At 71.8% G+C, this 17,441-nt stretch carries 19 protein-coding genes; 9 read left to right on the forward strand and 10 right to left on the reverse strand.

From position 1 onward, the window contains the following. Positions 1-79: 79 nt before the first annotated feature. The gene (locus tag Q9S36_RS12070) at positions 80-3,583 is read left to right on the forward strand and encodes a TM0106 family RecB-like putative nuclease (protein WP_311285350.1); all 3,504 of its coding nucleotides are present in this window, start codon (positions 80-82) and stop codon (positions 3,581-3,583) included. An 11-nt stretch (positions 3,584-3,594) separates the two neighbouring features. Here Q9S36_RS12070 and upp read toward each other — a convergent pair whose 3' ends face one another. Then, the gene (gene upp, locus Q9S36_RS12075) at positions 3,595-4,227 is read right to left on the reverse strand and encodes a uracil phosphoribosyltransferase (protein ID WP_217530605.1); all 633 of its coding nucleotides are present in this window, start codon (positions 4,225-4,227) and stop codon (positions 3,595-3,597) included. A 67-nt stretch (positions 4,228-4,294) separates the two neighbouring features. Between upp and Q9S36_RS12080 the strand changes: the two genes are divergently transcribed. Beyond that, on the forward strand, positions 4,295-4,723 hold the full coding sequence (locus Q9S36_RS12080; RefSeq protein ID WP_311285572.1) for a nucleoside deaminase: 429 nt from the start codon (positions 4,295-4,297) through the stop codon (positions 4,721-4,723). A 15-nt stretch (positions 4,724-4,738) separates the two neighbouring features. Here the strand turns inward: Q9S36_RS12080 and Q9S36_RS12085 are convergent, their stop codons facing one another. Continuing rightward, positions 4,739-5,851 (reverse strand): alpha/beta hydrolase, encoded by a 1,113-nt coding sequence (locus tag Q9S36_RS12085; protein WP_311285351.1) that lies wholly within the window; start codon positions 5,849-5,851, stop codon positions 4,739-4,741. Positions 5,852-5,893: 42 nt separating this feature from the next. Here Q9S36_RS12085 and proC point away from each other — a divergent pair, with 42 nt between their 5' ends. Then, positions 5,894-6,727, forward strand: coding sequence for a pyrroline-5-carboxylate reductase (proC, locus tag Q9S36_RS12090; RefSeq protein ID WP_311285352.1), 834 nt, complete (start codon positions 5,894-5,896; stop codon positions 6,725-6,727). Positions 6,728-6,736: 9 nt separating this feature from the next. Here proC and Q9S36_RS12095 read toward each other — a convergent pair whose 3' ends face one another. Then, positions 6,737-7,999, reverse strand: a complete 1,263-nt coding sequence (locus tag Q9S36_RS12095) for an MFS transporter (protein ID WP_311285353.1) — start codon at positions 7,997-7,999, stop codon at positions 6,737-6,739. A gap of 64 nt (positions 8,000-8,063) precedes the next feature. On the opposite strand from Q9S36_RS12095, the gene Q9S36_RS12100 reads away from it, so the two are divergent. Then, entirely contained in the window at positions 8,064-8,561 is a 498-nt protein-coding gene (locus tag Q9S36_RS12100; RefSeq protein WP_311285354.1) for a MarR family transcriptional regulator, read from the forward strand. 28 nt (positions 8,562-8,589) lie between these two features. On the opposite strand, the gene Q9S36_RS12105 is transcribed toward Q9S36_RS12100, so the two are convergent. The 3 genes from Q9S36_RS12105 to Q9S36_RS12115 are packed head-to-tail and all read right to left on the reverse strand — an operon-like array spanning position 8,590 to position 11,826. After that, complete coding sequence (locus Q9S36_RS12105; RefSeq protein ID WP_311285355.1) at positions 8,590-9,690, reverse strand: hypothetical protein; 1,101 nt, start codon at positions 9,688-9,690, stop codon at positions 8,590-8,592. A gap of 29 nt (positions 9,691-9,719) precedes the next feature. Continuing rightward, positions 9,720-10,391 carry a TrkA family potassium uptake protein gene (locus Q9S36_RS12110; protein WP_217530617.1) on the reverse strand — a complete coding sequence of 224 codons (672 nt, stop codon included), beginning with the start codon at positions 10,389-10,391 and terminating at the stop codon, positions 9,720-9,722. Continuing rightward, a complete protein-coding gene (locus Q9S36_RS12115) occupies positions 10,384-11,826 on the reverse strand; it encodes a potassium transporter TrkG (RefSeq protein WP_311285356.1) in 1,443 nt (480 codons plus the stop codon). The genes Q9S36_RS12110 and Q9S36_RS12115 overlap by 8 nt, the downstream gene beginning before the upstream one ends. A gap of 67 nt (positions 11,827-11,893) precedes the next feature. Between Q9S36_RS12115 and Q9S36_RS12120 the strand changes: the two genes are divergently transcribed. The 5 genes from Q9S36_RS12120 to Q9S36_RS12140 all read left to right on the forward strand — a co-directional run bounded on the left by Q9S36_RS12120 (position 11,894) and on the right by Q9S36_RS12140 (position 13,419). Then, the gene (locus Q9S36_RS12120) at positions 11,894-12,298 is read left to right on the forward strand and encodes a helix-turn-helix transcriptional regulator (RefSeq protein ID WP_064003902.1); all 405 of its coding nucleotides are present in this window, start codon (positions 11,894-11,896) and stop codon (positions 12,296-12,298) included. Positions 12,299-12,397: 99 nt separating this feature from the next. After that, positions 12,398-12,589, forward strand: a complete 192-nt coding sequence (locus Q9S36_RS12125; protein WP_018186843.1) for a helix-turn-helix domain-containing protein — start codon at positions 12,398-12,400, stop codon at positions 12,587-12,589. Positions 12,590-12,670: 81 nt separating this feature from the next. Beyond that, positions 12,671-12,769: a 30S ribosomal protein bS22 gene (locus tag Q9S36_RS12130; RefSeq protein ID WP_003792170.1), complete on the forward strand. Its 99-nt coding sequence runs from the start codon at positions 12,671-12,673 to the stop codon at positions 12,767-12,769. Positions 12,770-12,865: 96 nt separating this feature from the next. Next, the gene (locus Q9S36_RS12135) at positions 12,866-13,123 is read left to right on the forward strand and encodes a glutaredoxin family protein (protein ID WP_311285357.1); all 258 of its coding nucleotides are present in this window, start codon (positions 12,866-12,868) and stop codon (positions 13,121-13,123) included. Continuing rightward, the gene (locus Q9S36_RS12140; RefSeq protein WP_311285358.1) at positions 13,120-13,419 is read left to right on the forward strand and encodes a Dabb family protein; all 300 of its coding nucleotides are present in this window, start codon (positions 13,120-13,122) and stop codon (positions 13,417-13,419) included. Before Q9S36_RS12135 ends, Q9S36_RS12140 begins: the two co-directional genes overlap by 4 nt. A 5-nt stretch (positions 13,420-13,424) precedes the next feature. Here Q9S36_RS12140 and Q9S36_RS12145 read toward each other — a convergent pair whose 3' ends face one another. From Q9S36_RS12145 to Q9S36_RS12160, 4 genes are read right to left on the reverse strand one after another with little or no spacing between them, the layout of a single operon-like run. Beyond that, on the reverse strand, positions 13,425-14,531 hold the full coding sequence (locus tag Q9S36_RS12145; RefSeq protein ID WP_311285359.1) for an ABC transporter ATP-binding protein: 1,107 nt from the start codon (positions 14,529-14,531) through the stop codon (positions 13,425-13,427). Beyond that, positions 14,528-15,331, reverse strand: a complete 804-nt coding sequence (locus tag Q9S36_RS12150) for an ABC transporter permease subunit (protein WP_253035503.1) — start codon at positions 15,329-15,331, stop codon at positions 14,528-14,530. The genes Q9S36_RS12145 and Q9S36_RS12150 overlap by 4 nt, the downstream gene beginning before the upstream one ends. Further along, positions 15,328-16,272, reverse strand: a complete 945-nt coding sequence (locus Q9S36_RS12155; RefSeq protein WP_396653748.1) for an ABC transporter permease — start codon at positions 16,270-16,272, stop codon at positions 15,328-15,330. The genes Q9S36_RS12150 and Q9S36_RS12155 overlap by 4 nt, the downstream gene beginning before the upstream one ends. Then, positions 16,269-17,405 (reverse strand): ABC transporter substrate-binding protein, encoded by a 1,137-nt coding sequence (locus Q9S36_RS12160; RefSeq protein ID WP_311285360.1) that lies wholly within the window; start codon positions 17,403-17,405, stop codon positions 16,269-16,271. The genes Q9S36_RS12155 and Q9S36_RS12160 overlap by 4 nt, the downstream gene beginning before the upstream one ends. Positions 17,406-17,441: the final 36 nt, after the last annotated feature.

The following is a 17,441-nucleotide window of genomic DNA, read 5'->3' on the forward strand; positions in this document are numbered from 1 at the left end:
CCGTCGGCCGCCAGGGGGCTTGTGCGCGTGCGGGAGGCGTGTCGGTGACCGCGGATAGTGTCGATTCCGAGAGGGGATCATGCGATACATCGAACACGACGGCCGGATCGTCTGGAGCGCGAGCGACCTGAAGGCCGCGGCCGAGTGCGAGTTCGCCTGGCTGCGGGCGATCGACGCGAAGCTCGGCCGGATCGCGGCGGTCGAGGACCCCGAGGACCTCACGCTCGAGCGGGCGGGCCGGCTGGGCACGCAGCACGAGCGTCGCGTGTACGAGGCGTACCGTGCCGCGCACCCCGGGGCGGTGGTCGAGATCCCCGAGACGCGGTCGTCGGATGCCGCGGGCCTCGCCGCGGCGGTGGCGGCGACGGATGCGGCGCTCGCCGATCCCGCCGTGCACGTCGTCTACCAGGCGGCGTTCTCGACCGACGAGTTCGTCGGATTCGCGGACTTCCTCGTGCGTGCCGACGACGGCCGGTGGATCGTGCAGGACACGAAGCTCGCCCGGCACGCCCGGGTGACCGCCCTCATGCAGCTGGCGGCATACGTGGACCAGCTCGACCGACTCGGCGTCCCCCGGGCCGATGAGGTGCAGCTGCTGCTGGGTGACGGCACCGTGTCGACCCACGCGGTCCGCGACCTCCTCCCGGTGTTCGGGCTGCGCCGCGCCCGCCTCCGGGCCCTCATCGCCGACCGCGACGTCGCTGCGGGGTCCACGGGGTCGCCCATCCCGTGGGGCGACGACCGGGGCGACCTGCGCGTCCTTGCGTGCGGACGGTGCGCGACGTGCGACCTCGAGGTCGTCGCGCACCGCGACCTGCTGCTGGTCGCGGGGATGCGGCCGGTCCAGCGCGACCGGCTGCGGGCTGCCGACGTCACGACGATCGACGCGCTCGCCGCCTCCCGCGAGGCTCCGCCGCGGATGTCGTGGGACACCTTCTCGGGGCTGCGCACCCAGGCGCGGCTGCAGCTCGAGAGCCCCGCCGGCGGCGTCGACGACGCCCCCGCGCAGACGGGCCCCGCGATCCCGACCTTCGACGTCGTCTTCCCGAAGGCGCTGGGCGCCCTTCCCCGACCCGACCACGGCGACCTGTTCTTCGACTTCGAGGGCGATCCGCTCTACACCGAAGGGGCGGCGATGCAGTGGGGGATCGACTACCTCTTCGGCTGGGTCGACGAGACCGAGCAGTACTCCGCGCTCTGGGCGCACTCGTTCGCCGACGAGAAGCGGGCGCTCGAGGACTTCCTCGAGTTCGTCGCCGTCCGCCGGCGGGCCCACCCGGGCCTGCACATCTACCACTACGCCCCCTACGAGCCCACGCACCTGCTCGCGATGGCGGCTCGGCACGGTGTGGGCGAGGCCGCCATCGACCGGCTGCTGCGCGACGGCGTCTTCGTCGACCTCTACCCGATCGTGCGCCGCGCGCTGCGGGTCGGGTCGCGCTCGTACTCGATCAAGAAGCTCGAGCCGCTGTACATGGGCGACGAGGTCCGCACGAGCGACGTGCAGCGCGGCGACGACTCGATCGTCCGCTACGTCGAGGCCCGGGCACTGCAGGACGCCGGCGACGACGCGGCGGCCCGCCGCATCCTCGACGACCTCGCCGATTACAACCGGTACGACTGCGTGTCGACGCGGCGCCTGCGCGACTGGCTCGTCGACCGCGCGCGCGAGGCGAAGCTCGTGCCCTCGCGCGAGCCGGAGGCGGGCGAGGCCGTGTACGAGCCGTCGCCGCGCGCCGAGGCGCTCTCGCGGTTCGCGGCGGATGCCGAGGACGAGGCCACCGCGCAGGCGTTGCGCCTGGGCGCGGCGGCCATCGACTACTACCCGCGCGAGGCGAAGACCTTCTGGGCGACGCATTTCCTCCGCCTGCGCGAACCGGTGTCGGTCTGGGAGGACACCCGCGACGTCGTCGTCGTCGACCGCGACCGGTGCCGCGTCCTGACGGACTGGCACCGCCCCGAGGGGCTCACGGCCGTCCGCCGGGTCGTCGAGATCCGCGGCGAGTTCGCCCCCGGCACCCGGCTGACGGTGGGGCAGAACCCGTACGCCGTCTACGAGCTGCCGGCGCCGTTCCCGATCGAGACCAGCCCGCGGTGGATCCACGCCGCGCGCTCCGTGTCGGTCGTCGACGTCCTCGACGACGGCGTCGTGATCGAGGAGAACGCCTTCCAGGGCTTCACGTGGCAGGAGCTCCCGGTCGCCCTGACACCGCCCGCACCGCCGCGCGCCGGCAGTCAGCAGGCGGCGATCGACGAGTGGGCGGATGCGGTCCTGGCCGCCGCTCCCGCGCTGCCCGCCGATCCCGCCACCGACCTCCTGCTGCGTCGCCCGCCGCGGCGCGAGACATCGCTGCCGCGCACGGGCGACGACGTCGCCGACATCGCGGCGGCGCTCGCCGGCCTCGACGACGGCTACCTCGCCGTGCAGGGTCCGCCCGGCACGGGCAAGACCTATGTCGGATCGCACGTCGTGGCGCGGCTGGTCCGCGAGCGCGGGTTCCGGGTCGGCGTCGTCGCGCAGTCGCACAACGTCGTCGAGCACATGCTCGATCGCATCGTCGAGGCGGGGCTGGATGCGGCCCAGGTCGCCAAGGCACCCAAGGGTGCGGCGACGGGGGCCGAGCGGTTCACCGCGATCGCCAAGAACCAGCTCGCGGCCTACATCGGGTCGCAGCCCGCCGGCTTCGTCGTGGGCGGTACGGCGTGGGACCTGACCCACACCGGGCGGGTGGGCCGCCGCTCGCTCGACCTGCTCGTGATCGACGAGGCGGGGCAGTTCTCGCTCGCCTCCACGATCGCCGTCGCCGCCTCCGCTCGCCGTCTGCTCCTGCTCGGCGACCCGCAGCAGTTGCCGCAGGTCAGCCAGGGCACCCACCCCGAGCCGGTCGACACGTCAGCGCTCGGCTGGGTGATGGACGACCACGCGGTGATCCCCGCCGACCGCGGTTACTTCCTCGCTCGCACCCGCCGGATGCGTCCGGAGGTCGCCGAGCCGGTGTCGCAGTTGGCCTACGAGGGGCAACTCGAGGCGCACCCCGACACGGCGCTCCGCCGCCTCGACGGCGTCCCCGCCGGGGTCGTGCCCGTGCCGCTCGCGCACACCCGCAACGCGACGCAGTCGCCCGAGGAGGCGGACGAGGTCCTGCGGATCGTCCGCGACATCGTCGGCACCCCGTGGACCGACGGCGCGACCTCACGCCCGCTCGGGCCGGAGGACGTCATCGTCGTGACGCCGTACAACGCGCAGCAGGTGCTCGTCGAGGAGGTCCTCACCGCCGCCGGGTTCTCCGGCGTCCGGGTGGGCACGGTCGACCGGTTCCAGGGGCAGGAGGCGGCCGTCGTGATCGTCTCGCTCGCCGCCTCGTCGGGTCGGGATGCGCCACGCGGGCTCGAGTTCCTGCTGCTGCAGAACCGCATCAACGTCGCGGTCTCGCGCGCGATGCACACCGCGTTCGTCGTCTACGGCACCGGCGTGCTCGACGACCTGCCGCGCACCCCCGACGGCGTCGCGCGGCTCAGCGCGTTCGCCCGCCTCGTCGAAGCCACCGGCATCCCAGCGGAGGCTGTCGCGGTCCCGCGATAGGCCGTGTGGTGTCAGACCGTGCCGTACAAGCGGTCGCCGGCGTCGCCGAGACCGGGGACGATGTAGCCCTTCTCGTTCAGGCGCTCGTCGAGAGCGCCCAAGACGAGGGTGACGTCGCGGTCGCCGACCTGCTTCTCGATAGCCGCGAGACCCTCGGGCGCTGCGAGGATGCAGACCGCCGTGACGTCCTGCGCGCCGCGCGCGAAGAGGAAGTCGATCGCCGCGCCGAGCGAACCGCCCGTGGCGAGCATCGGGTCGAGGACGAAGCACTGGCGGTCGCTGAGGTCGTCGGGCAGACGCTCGGCGTACGTGTAGGGCTCGAAGGTCTCCTCGTTGCGCGCCATGCCGAGGAAGCCGACCTCGGCCGTCGGCAGCAGCGTCGTCATGCCGTCGAGCATGCCGAGGCCCGCGCGCAGGATCGGGACGACGAGCGGCCGCGGCTCGCTGATCTTGAGCCCGGTCGTGCGGGTGACGGGCGTGTCGATCTCGATCTCCTCGACACGTACGCCGCGGGTCGCCTCGTAGGCGAGGAGGGTGATGAGCTCGGCCGTCAGCTGGCGGAACACCGGCGACGTCGTGCGCTTGTCGCGCAGCACCGTGAGCTTGTGGGTGATGAGGGGGTGGTCGGCGACGTGCACACGCATGGGTCCAGGCTACCGGGGCTACGCTGACGACGTGAGCCTGCCCGTCCCCGCCGCCGACGACGCGGCGATGGTGCGGGCGCTCGAGCTCGCCGCCCTCGCGTCGGGCCACGGCGACGTCCCCGTCGGCGCGGTCGTCACGCAGGCGGGCCGGGTCGTCGGGGAGGGACGCAACCTCCGCGAACGCGACGGCGACCCCCTCGCTCACGCGGAGGTCGTGGCGCTGCGAGCCGCGGCATCCGCCCTCGGATCGTGGAACCTCGACGACTGCACCCTCGTCGTCACCCTCGAGCCGTGCGTCATGTGCGCGGGTGCGATCCTGCAGACGCGAGTGGCGCGCGTCGTGTTCGGCGCGTGGGACGAGAAGGCGGGTGCGGCCGGGTCCGTCCACGACCTGCTGCGCGACAGGCGGATGCCGCACCGCGCCGAGGTCCTCGGCGGGGTCCGTGCGGGCGAGGCTGCGACCCTGCTGCGCGGCTTCTTCGACGCGAAGCGCTGAGGCCCGGCTCGCTCGTCAGTCGGACGAGCTGAGGATGATCGCCTCGGTGGGCGGCGCGGGGGACGCGGGGGAGCCGATGTACCCCGTCAGTTCGAGCAGCGCACGACGGAACACGGCCGGCCGCTCGAGGTGGGGGGTGTGCCCCACGCCGGGCAGGGCCAGCTCGGTCGCGATGCCCCCGGCATCCGTGTAGCGACGGAGCACCTCGCGGGTCTGCGACACCATCGGCTGGGCCGGGGCGACGTCGGCGCCGGGCCAGTCAGGGAGGATCCCGAGCGACCCCAGGTGACCCGGGTCCGAGAAGGACGTGTCGGAGATGAGCGGGTCGAGCACGCCGCGGATCCAGAGGATCGACGGCTTCTCGGGCAGGTCGACGATGCCCGAGACGTCGAAGTTCTGCGGCGCGAGGGCGTTGAGCACACCGAACGGGCCGGGCGCGTAGCCGGGCCAGTGCGGGCTCGGGACGGATTCGCCGGGGTAGTTGCCGGTCGCGGTGGAGGTGGAGAGCATGGCCTCGACCCAGAGGTCTTCGTGCTCGGTCTCGAAACCCTCGGCGACGAAGGAGGCCCGGAAGACGCTCCGCGGCGAGGTGGATGCCTCCGCGCCCGCCTCGCGCGCGGTCAAGCGGCGCACGAAATCGGGGTTCGCGGTCCCCGCGCCGCAGCCGGCGTCGTCGTCGGTCAGACGCGACCCGTCGAGCCGCGTGCCGCCCAGGCCGAACGGCGAGACGGGGGACTCGAGCAGGATCGTGCGCACCGGGTGGTCGAGCGCGAACTGCAGGGCGACCGCTCCGCCGAGGTCCCATCCGACGAGGTGCGGCGCCTCGATGCCGAGCTCGGTGAGCGTGAGCGCCACGTCGTCGCTCAGGTCGCGGACCCCGCGGGAGGCGTCGACGGGCATGTGCTCGGTGCCGCCGAAACCGCGCAGATCGACGGCGACGACCCGGAACTCCGCGGGGAGGTCCTGCATGAGCTCCTGCCAGACGAGGGCGGAGGACAGGGCGCCGTGCAGCAGGACGACGGTGCGTTCGGGGGCGGCGTCGACCGTGTCGCGGGCGCGCTCGAGGATGTTGACGCTCAGCCGGTCCGTGTCGATGATGCGGGACGTGATTCCGTCGAGGAGGGTCATGAGCCGATGATAAGCCGCGGGGGTGGATGACAGGATGGGGGCATGACGCACCACCTCCCTCCCGTCGCCATCCTCGGAGCCGGTTCGATGGGGGGTGCGATCGCGCAGGGGATCTCCCGCTCGGGCCGGGCCTCGTCCGTCGTGGTCACCAACCGCACGGCCGCGAAGGCCGCCGAGCTCGAGGGGCTCGACGCCGTCTCGAGTGCGGCGCTCGCGGAGGTGCCGTCGGCGAACACGGATGCCGCGGCATCCGCCGACATCGTCCTCATCGGCGTCAAGCCGGCGATGGTCCCCGACCTGCTGCGCGAGATCGCCGGCGCCCTGCGCCCCGGGACGATCGTCGTCAGCCTGGCGGCGGGCGTCACGATCGAGACGTTCGAGTCGATCGTCGGGCCCGAGATCCCCGTCATCCGCTCGATGCCGAACACGCCGGCCGTGGTCGGCAAGGCCGTCACCGGTCTCGCCGCCGGGTCGACCGCGACCGCGGAGCACGTCGCGCTCGTCCGTGCGCTGTTCGAGACCTGCGGCGTCGTCATCGAGGTGCCCGAGGCGCAGATCGACGCGCTCTCGACCATCTCGGGATCCGGCCCCGCCTACGTGTTCCTGCTCGTTGAGGCGCTGACCGAGGCCGCCCGCGGCAAGGGCTTCGAGGAGGCCGACGCCCGCCTCATGGCCGAGCAGACCTTCATCGGTGCGACGGCTCTGCTCGCCGCCACCGGCGACGACCCCGCTGAGCTCCGCCGCCGGGTGACCAGCCCCAAGGGCACGACCGAGCGCGCGATCGGCGTTCTCCAGACAGCGAACCTCGACGGGCTGTTCTCGCAGGCGACGGATGCCGCACTGGCCCGCGCCCGCGAGCTCGCGACCGGCGTCTGAGGCATCCGCTCAGGCGTCGCCGAGCGTCAGGTCCTCGGCGGTCGTCCGTTCGGTGAGCCGGGCGGTGTGGTCGGCGCGGCCGATGAGCCCCCGGAACGCGAACAGGAGCACGGCGCCGGCGGCCGCCGACAGGGCCGCAGCGGCGTACGGGGCGCCGACGCCGAGGACGGCCAGCGCGGTGCCGACGGGGGCGCCGATCGCGCCGCCGAAGAACCGGAAGCCGGAGTAGGCGGAACTGGCGACGGCGCGGGGGAGCGCGGTCGCCTCCATCGCGGCCTCGGTGAGGATCGTGTTCACGGCACCGATCTCGATGCCGAGCAGCACGACGCAAACCACGAGCAGCGGCCGGGATCCGGCGCTCAGCGCCGCCAGCACGTGCGTCCCGGCGAACGCGACGAGGAACCAGAGCAGCACGGTCACGACCGAGAAGCGCCGGGTCAGCCGCGGAGCGATGAGGACGCCCGCGATCGCGAGACCGACGCCGAAGCCCATCATGACGAGGCCGATGCCGACCGCCGGCAGTTCCAGGGCGTAGGGCGTGTACGACAGCGTCACGAAGAAGCCGGCGTTGTAGAGGAAGGCCACGACGCTGATCGCGAGCAGGCCGCGGTCGGCGAAGGCGCGGAACGGGGCGCTGACCCGGCTGCGCTCCGCCGCGTGACCCGGATCGCGGACGAGGGTGAGGAGGGCGGCGACCCCCACGGCGAACAGCGACGCCGTTCCCCAGAAGGGCGCGAACCACCCGATCTCGCCCAGCAGGCCGCCCAGCAGCGGGCCGACCGCCAGTCCGATCCCGAGGGCCGCCTCGTAGAAGATCACGGCGTGCTCGCTGCGCCCGCCCGAGGCGGAGACGATCGAGGCGAGCGCCGTCGAGAGGAACAGCGCGTTCCCGAGGCCCCAGACGGCGCGGAAGCCGATGAGGGCGCCGATGCTGGGCGACAGTGCGCAGCCGATCGCGGCGAGGGCGATGACGGCGAGCCCGAGGATCATGACCGCGCGGGTGCCGATGCGGGTGGACAGCCAGCTCGTGAAGAACATCGCCGAGGCCGTCACCGTCAGGTAGCTCGTGAACAGCAGCGAGGTCTGTACGGGGGTCGCATGCAGCGCGGCGGCGACCGTCGGGAGGATCGGACCGACGAGGCCGATCCCCATGAACGCGACCATCGCGGCGAAGGCGATGGCCCAGACGGCGGGCGGCTGCGAGAGCAGCCGCGGTCCGCGTGTCGACGCGGCGGGGACGGTGGGGCGGGTTCCGGTGCCGAGCGCGGTCATTCCTCCGATTATACACAGATGCTTCACCAGTGAAATAAAGGGTTCGCCTCGCTACAGTGGAGCGGTGACCGAGCGCGCCGACTTCATCGCCCGCATCCGTGCCGCGTGGGCGGAGCAGATGCCGGCGATCGACACGTCGCCGATCGACGTGTGGGGCAGGCTCAACCGCGCCTCCGCGTTGGCGACCGCGCAGATCGAGCGGCTGCTGGCCGACAGCGGCGTCTCGCGATCGGAGTTCGACGTCCTCTGCGCGCTGGCCCGCACCGGTCGGCCCCTGCGTGCCAGCGAGGTCACCGCCGAGACGATGCTCAGCGGTGCGGCCACCACGAAGCTCACGAGCAGGCTCGAATCCGCCGGACTCCTGCGCCGGGAGCGGTCGACGCGCGACGGTCGGGCGGTCGAGCTCTCGTTGACGGATGCCGGTCGTGCCGTCGTCGAGCGGGAGATGCCGCGCGCGCTCGCCCACGACGCCCGCCTGCTCGACGGGCTCAGCGAGGCCGAGCAGCAGACGCTCGCCGACCTGCTCGCCCGGCTGCTGGCGAACGCGCAGCGCGAGGCCTGAGACCGGGCGGCGGCCGGGCGGGGCGACCTCAGGCGGAGGCGCGGACGTTCAGGCGTGGCGGGTCGAACAGCAGCGCGTCGGCGCCGCGCCCTCGGCGATGCGAGTCGATCCGGTGGATGAGCGACGACCCCACGGTGAGCGCGATGAATCCGGAGATCATTTTGTCGATGAGCGAGGAGACCAGGTTCGCGGACAGCACCGCGGTCCAGAGGGCATCGCCGAGGTGGAGCAACTGATCCGTGAAGTTGACGGTCGCGACATGTGCGGAGTAGCCGCCGTAGACGGCGAGGGTGATCGGTGTCGCCACCAGGGTGCTGGCCAGCGCGACCATCACCGTCAGGACGAAGAACCGCACGGGTGTCCGTCCGAGGCCCCACGAGCGCGTGCCGTACCCCCACAGCAGCGCACCGACGATCCCGACGGCGGTGAACGGCAGCCCGATCGGGCTCGAATGGTAGGCCGCGCCGGTCAGCTGGGTGGCGATCGCGACCAGCACCCCGTACCAGGGGCCGAGGACGATCGAGGCGACCGCAGTCCCCACCATGTCGAGGAACAGCGGGAGAGACGACCACAGCACGAGCTGGCCCCCGACGACGTTCGCGAGGGTGCAGAGGGCGATGATGATCGCCATCACCCCGACGCGCGAGGCCAGCGTGCGTGGCGGGCGCGGATCGAGCGTCCGTGGCTCGTCGGCGTCGCGCCGCGTCGCGGTGTGACTGCGCGATGGTGTGGGATCGTGCGGCGGCGGCTCCGGGGTCTCCGGGGCGGCAGCGGGCGGGGCCGGCGCCTCGGCGGCCTGCTCCGGTCGGTGTCGGAGGGCGTTCGCGACCGCGGCGTGGCGACGCCAGTGGGCGGCGTCGTGCTCCGACCCGCCGAGGGCGAGGATCACGTCGGCGACGAGGGCGGGGTCGACTCTCGTACGGTCGGGCCGGAAGAGGTCGTAGACGGTCGAACGAGCGACCGTGACGCTGCGGGCGCCACCGACGCGGCTCGCGCGCAGCCGTGTGACCCGTGCGGCTATCTCGGCGTAGGACGGCCCGCCGGCGGCGAATCGCATCGACTGCAGCGCCTCATGGAGCCGCGCGTCGTGCGGCGGGGTCGCCCGCTCGGCGTCATCGGATGATGCCATCGATGTGTCCTGGTGTCGCCTGAGCGGGCTCAGCGGTCGAGCGAGGCGAAGCGTTCGATGTCGGAGTTCGTCCCCGACACGATGATGAGGTCGTGGTTGGTCACGACGGTCGTCGCTTCGGCGTAGCGGAACGGCTTGCCGGGGCTCTTCACGCCGACGACCGTCACGTTGTACTTCGAGCGGACGCCCGACTCGTTGAGGCCGACGCCCCGAATGAACCGCGGCGGGTACATCTTGGCGAGGACGAAGTCGTCGTCGAAACGGATGAAGTCGAGCATGCGCCCGCTGACGAGGTGTGCGACGCGCTCGCCGGCTTCGCGCTCGGGGTAGATGACGTGGTTGGCGCCGACGCGGGCGAGGATCTTGCCGTGCGACTGCGAGACCGCCTTCGCCCAGATCTGCGGAACCTTCAGGTCGACCAGGTTGGCCGTGATGAGGACGGATGCCTCGATCAAGGACCCCACGGCCACGACGGCGACCTGGAAGTCCTGCGCACCGATCTGCTTCAGCGCCTCGATGTTGCGCGCATCGGCCTGGACGGCGTGCGTGACGCGCTCGGACCATTTCTGCACGAGGTCGAGGTTGTCGTCGATCGCGAGGACGTCGCGGTCGAGGCGGTCGAGTTCGCCCGCGCACGCGGCGCCGAAGCGACCGAGTCCGATGACGAGGACGGGCGAATCGCTGCGCAACTGCTCAACCAACGATGGGCCTTTCCACGGGCAGCGCGTAGTGCTGCGTTCGGCTGGTCGCGGCCACCGCCGCGGCGAGTGTCACTGTACCAACGCGGCCCATGAACATCGTCAGCGCCATGACGAAGACGGCGGGGTCGGGGAGCTCCTGCGTCAGCCCGGTCGACAGCCCCACGGTGGCGAAGCCCGACACGACGTCGAAGAGGACCTCGTCGAGGGGCGCCTTCGTCAGGTGCGCGATCGTGATGGTCGACAGCGCCACGGTCGTCGCGCCCCACGCGACGACCGAGAGGGCGACGCGCTGGACGTCGCTCGGGATGCGGCGCCCGAACGCCGAGACGCTCGGCCGGCCCTTCGCCTCGGACCACACCGCGAGGGCGAGGACGGCGAGGGTCGTGACCTTGATGCCGCCCGCCGTCGAGGCGGATCCGCCGCCGACGAACATGAGCATCGACCCGACGACGATCGAGGATTCGTGCAGCTCGCCGATGTCGATGATCGAGAAGCCGCCGGAACGGGTCATCGCGGACAGGAACAGGGCCTGGAACGTCGTGTCCCAGGCATCCATCGTCCCGAAGGTCTGGGGGTTGCCGTACTCCAGGATCACGAACGCGATCGCGCCCGCAAAGAACAGGACGACCGTCGTGATGAGCGTCAGCTTGACGTGGATCGACCATCGACGGACGTGCCAGTGATGCTTCCAGAGGGCGTAGATGACCGGGAAGCCGATCGAGCCGAGGAAGACGCCCGCCATGAGGACGCTGAGCAGCAGGTAGTTCTGCGCGAACGGCGCCAGGCCCTCGGAGTTGGGCGCGAAGCCCGTGTTCGTGAACGCCATGGCCGCGTAGTACGGGGCCTCCCACAGTGCGGTCAGGGGGTCGATGCCGCTGGCGAGCAGCATGGGGTACAGCAGGACGGCGAGGGCGGCCTCGATGACGAGGGTCGACAGGGCGACGGTCGCCAGCAGCTGACCCACCTCGCCGAGCCGGACGGCCTGGCCCTCGTTGACCGGTCCGCCGTGGGCGCGCATCGGGTTGCTGTCGCCGGCGGCGAGCAGCTTGGCGCGGAGCCCCAGACGCTTGGAGATCACGAGGCCGAGGATCGAGGCGAGGGTCAGGACGCCGAGGGCGCCGACGTTGACGCCGATGAAGACCACCACCTGACCGAGGGGCGACCAGTGCGTGGCCATGTCGACGGTCGCGAGGCCCGTGACGCAGATCGTGGAGACCGCCGTGAACAGGGCGTCGGGGAGGGGCGTCACCTGCCCGTCCGAGGCCATCACCGGCAGCGAGAAGATCGCCGTGAAGAGGAGGATGAGGGCCGAGAAGATGAGCACGGCGAAGCGCGAGGGCGACGCGGTCGCGAGATCGCGCATCGCGGAGAACGCGCGGCGATGCCACGACGGTCCGCGCCGGGGGGCGCGCTCATCGACGGCAAGGCCCGTCATTCGCGCCCCTTCCTCGTTCGGATCGTTGTCATGGTACTCCTGCACGCGGGCGGGCTAACCTAATGCCATGGCGGACATCTTCGACGTGATCGCCGACGGGACCCGTCGGGACATCCTCCAGCTGCTCCGTGAACGAGGGGCGTCGGGGGAGAAGGGGACGAGCGTCTCGCAGATCGTCTCCGCCCTCGGGGTCAGCCAGCCGACGGTCTCGAAGCACCTGAAGGTACTGCGGGAGGCATCCCTCGTCTCCGTGCGCGAAGAGGGCCAGCACCGCTACTACAGCCTGTCGCCCGCGCCCCTGGACGCCGTGGATGACTGGCTGTTCCCGTTCTTCGCGGTCGACGAGGACGACGCGCCGGCGGCGCACGCCCTGCCGGACGGCGCAGCGCATGCCGCCGAGGTCGTGGGTCGCGCGGCCGCCTCGGCGAAGCATGCCGTGACGAGCGTGTTCAACAAACTGCCGGGCCGCTGACCCGCCTTCCGCCCCACGAGTCACACAGGTTTACACGCGTCTCACCCACCCCCTAATGTGGAGGGATTCACGGGGGCTGATAACCACAAAGGGGACACGATGTCGGACATCTCGGATGTGCGCTTTCTCACGGTCGCGGAGGTCGCCGACCTCATGCGCGTCTCGAAGATGACCGTCTATCGCCTCGTCCACTCGGGGGAACTCCCCGCCGTGCGCTTCGGTCGCAGCTACCGAGTGCCCGAAACAGCGGTCACAGCCGCTCTGCAACGTCCCATCGCCGACGTCGGCTAGACTGATCCGAGGCATTTTTCCGTCTTGCCGTTCCCGGACGCCGACACCGCGCGTCCAGACCCCGACTTAGTGAGGTTTACCGTGGGTTCAGTCATCAAGAAGCGCCGCAAGCGCATGGCGAAGAAGAAGCACCGCAAGCTGCTTCGCAAGACTCGCCACCAGCGCCGCAACAAGAAGTAAGCGGCATCGCACACAAGCGCCCCCGTCCGGTCCGCCGGACGTCGGGGCGCTTCGTGTTGCGTCCGCGGCGTGGATGAGCGGGGGAGAATGGATGCCGTGACCGCACTCACCCTCATCTCCAAACCCGACTGCCACCTCTGCGACGTCGCCCGCGAGATCGTCGACGCCGTCGTCGCCGAGCTCCCCGAGGGGCGGATCGACGTCGAGGAGTTGTCGATCACCGAGGACCCGGCCCTCTACGCGACATGGTGGGAGAAGATCCCCGTGGTCCTCATCGACGGCGACCTGCACGCCCACTGGCGCGTGTCCGCCGACCGGCTGCGCGCCGCGCTCGTCGAGAAGGCCTCCGCATGATCCGCCACGTCGTGATCTGGAAGATGGCGGCCGCCGACGCGGACACCCGTGCCGAGCACGCCGCCGAGGTGGTGCGCCTGCTGCGGGGTCTCGAGACCGCCGTGCCCGTCATCCGCTCCCTCAGCGTGGGGACCAACGTCGCCGTCCCCGAGGCCAACGCCGACGTCTCGCTCGTGATGGACGTCGACGACCTCGACGCGCTCGAGGCGTACCAGACGCATCCCGCGCATCAGGAGGTCGCCGCGTACATCCGCAGCGTCGCCGGCGGACGCATGGCCGTCGACTTCGAGGTCTGAGAGCCTCAGCCGCGGGGCCGGGCGGGCACCGGGACCGGCGCCACGGCGATGCGGACCCGTTCGCCGTACTCGAGTCGGTCGTCGGCGGGATGCTGCAGCCGCACCAGAGCGCCGTCGTCGGTGCGGACCAGGGTGCGGCGGATGCTGCCGAGGAACGTGCTCTCCTCGACGACAGCGCCGATGCCCTCGCCCGCGCCCACCAGGCGCACGTTCTCGGGACGGATGAGCGCCTCGACGGGGCCGTCGGGAGCGTCACCGAGGATCGGGACGGACGTGCCCCACACCTCGACCGCTCGGGCCGCGGCGGTCCCCGGGACGGCGCTGGAGAGCCCGACGAATCCGGCGACCTCGGGGGTGGCGGGTCGGAGGTACAGGTCCTCGGGGGTGCCGATCTGCGCGATGCGCCCCGCTGCCATGACGGCGATGCGGTCCGAGACCGCGAGCGCTTCCTCCTGGTCGTGCGTGACGAATACGGTCGTGATCCCGAGGCGCAGCTGGATGCGGCGGATCTCGTCGCGGAGCTGGACCCGCACCTTCGCGTCGAGCGCCGAGAGCGGCTCGTCGAGGAGGAGCACCCGCGGCTCGGTCACCAGGGCGCGAGCGAGGGCGACGCGCTGCTGCTGTCCGCCGGAGAGCTGGTGCGGGAAGCGGTCGGCGAGGTGGTCGAGGCCGACGAGCTCGAGCGCCTTGCCCGATCGGCGGCGCGCGGTGGCGGTGTCGACGCGCCGCCGACGCAGCCCGAAGGCGACGTTGTCGACGACGCGCAGGTGCGGGAAGAGCGAGTACGCCTGGAACACCATCCCGATGTCGCGCTTGTTCGTCGGCGTCCGTGAGACGTCCGTTCCGCCGAACGCGACGATCCCGCCGGTCGCGTCCTCCAGGCCGGCGATGACACGCAGGGCGGTGGTCTTGCCGCATCCGGACGGCCCCAGCAGCGACACGAACTCGCCGGGAGCGACGTCCAGGTCGACGCCGTGCAGCACGCGGGTCGGGCCGTAGTCCTTCACGATGCCGCGCAGCTCGACCCGCGTCCCCTCGCTCGCGCCGGCGAGCAGGGTGTTGTCGGCGGTGCGGGGGAGGATCCGGGCGGTGGGGGTGGATTCGAGGGTCACGGGGTCTTCCTTCCGGTGCCGACGCGTCCCGCGCGGCCGATGACGAGGAGCAGGACGAAGGCGAACGCGAGGGCCAGCAGCGTGAAGATCGCAGAGGCCCAGGCATCCTGCTTGTTGATGACGACGAGCCCGGTCTGCAGCACCTGCCGATTCAGCAGCGAGGCGATGGTGAACTCGCCGAGGACGACCGCGACGGAGATGAGGGATGCCGCGAGCAGCCCCTGCCGCAGGTTCGGCGCGACCACGCGCACCAGCACGGTGCCCCACCCCGCGCCGAGGGTGCGGGCGGCCTCGGTCAGCGTCGCGAGGTCGACGGCGTCGATCGCGGCCTGGATCGAGCGGTACGCGAACGGCAGGACGAGCACGCCGTACGCGAAGGCGAGGGTCCACGCGCCCGTCCCGAAGGTGCGGCCGATCTGCAGGTAGATGGGGGCCAGACCCACCACGAGGACGATCGCGGGGATCGTGATGGGAAGCAGGGCGAGGAACTCGAAGGCGCGGCGCAGGCGCGGGAACCGCAGGTTCACCAGCACCATCGTCGGCGCGAACACCAGCAGGACGATCGCCACCGTCACCGCTGCGAGGATGAGCGAGTTGACGAGGCCCGTCCACACCGGCCGGTACTTCGCCGAGAGCGCCGGGTCGAACAGGGCCGCCCAGCGGTCGAGGGTGAGCGAGCCGTCGGCGGCGGTCAGGGTGAACAGGGCCGTCGCGACGAACGGGACGGCGAAGACCGCCCCGACGAGGAGCCCGATCGCCCAGCGCGTCGCCGCCGACGGGGCGAGGGTCGCGCGGCTCACGACTGCCACCGGGCGGCGCGGCGCTGGATGAGGGTGTACGCGACCATGACGACGGCGACCACGACGATCATCCCCAGGGCGAGCGCACCGGCGAGGTTCTCGCGTCCGAGCACGGTCTCGCTCGTGAGGGCGGTGCGGATCTGCAGCGGGACGATCTGCGACCCCTGGCTGGCGAGGGCGGCCGCCGTCGCGTACGACGAGAACGCGTTCGCGAACAGCAGCAGGAAGCTGGCGAGGAAGGACGGGGCGAGGACCGGCATCCCGATCTGCGGCCAGAACCCGCGCCGGGTGCCGCCGAGGGTGAGGTGCGCCTCGAGCCACTGGGGTTTGAGCGCCGACAGCGCCGGCATGAAGGTGATGACCATGAGGGGCACCTGGAAGATGATGTAGGCCGGGATGAGCCCCGGCAGCGCGTAGATCCAGGCCCCACCGGCGAAGATCTGCAGCCCGAAGAGGTCGCTGAGCAGGCGGGTCACGACGCCCTGCGTCCCGATGGTCGCGATGAGGACGAAGGCGAGCATCACGCCGCCGAACTGCGCGAGGACCCCGGATGCCGCATCCACCGTCGTCCGCACGATCCCGGTCTCGGGGAGCCCCAGCATCGCGAGGCAGACGAGGGCGCCGACCACCGCGCCGATCAGGGCGGTCAGGAGGGACACCCAGGTCGAGTTCGCGAAGGTGGCGAGGACGACCGGATCGACGAGCGCCGCGAGGTTGTCCCCCGTGAGGGCTCCCGACCCGTCGACGAACCCGGTCGCGAGGGCGAGGACGGTGGGCAGGACGAGGAAGGCCGCCAGGTAGACGGCGAACGGCACGAGGCCGAGCCACGACCAGTCGATGCGGCGCCGCCCGCGAGGGGCCGGAGCGTGCTGCTCCGACCCCTCGGGTGCGCCGTGCGGGACGCCCGTCGCCGGGATCCCCGCCGGTGCCGTGGTGGTCACTGGACCGCGGCGGCCCAGTTCGCGCCCAGCAGCTCGCCCGCGTCGGTCGACTGCGCCTCGGTCGGCACGACGGTTTCGGCCGGGGCTTCGGGGAGCGCGGCGGCCAGCTCGGCGTCGATCGTGCCGGCATCCGTCATCGCCTCCATGCGGACGGGGCGCGCCCCGCCCTTCAGCCACAGGTTCTGCACCTCGTCGCTGTAGAGGAACTCCTGCCAGAGCCGAGCGGCGGCCGGGTTCGGGGCGTCGACGTTGATGGCCTGGTTGTAGTACCCGGCGTAGCCCACACCGTCGAAGACCACCGTCTCCCAGGTGGGGACGTCGGCCTTGTGCGCGGCGTTGAGGTAGTCCCAGTCGAAGACGACGGGGGTCTCGCCGCTCGCGACCGTGGCGCTCGTGACGTCGAGCTTGAGCATGTTGCCGGCCTTGTTCAGCTCGCTGAAGAAGTCGATGCCGGGCTGGAAGTCGTCGAGCGTCCCGCCCGACTGCAGGGTGGCCAGGCCCACGGCGGCGAAGGCCGCGCCCGCCTGCGTGGGGTCGCCGTTGATGGCGACCGAGCCGCGGAACCCGTCGCCGAGCAGGTCGTCGAGGTCGGCGGGCGCGTCGAAGGTCGCCGAGTCGTAGCCGACCGACATGTACCCGCCGTAGTCGCCCACGAACAGACCCGTCGGCTCCTTGAGCGCGTCGGGGATCTCCTCCCACGTCTGCACCTTGTAGGGGGCGAAGCGGTCGGTGTTCTGCAGGGCGACCGTGAGGCCGAGGTCGAAGACGTCGGGGGCGGTGTCGAGGCCCTCGTTCGTCTCGGCGGCGGTGATCTCCTCGGCACTCGAGATGTCGGGCGACTGCTCGTTGATCGTGATCTCGGGGTAGCGCTCGGCGAAGAGGTCGAGGATCTCGCCGTAGTTCGCCCAGTCGCGGGGGAGCGCGATGACGTTCAGGTTGCCCTCGGCCTTCGCCGCGGCCTCCAGGTCGGCGAACGAGCCGAAGTCGGCGACGCTCGTCGCGGTGGCGGCCACCGACGTCTCGCCGGCGGCGTTCTCCGCGTCGGGGCTGCCGGCGCAGGCCGCCAGCGACAGCGCGGCGATGGTGGTGAGGCCGACGGCGACGGACGCGCGGCTCGGGAAGGGACGGGACATGCGATTCCTCTCGGGTGGTCCTGCGCGCGCTGATGA

Source organism: Microbacterium sp. ARD31 (assembly GCF_031844425.1).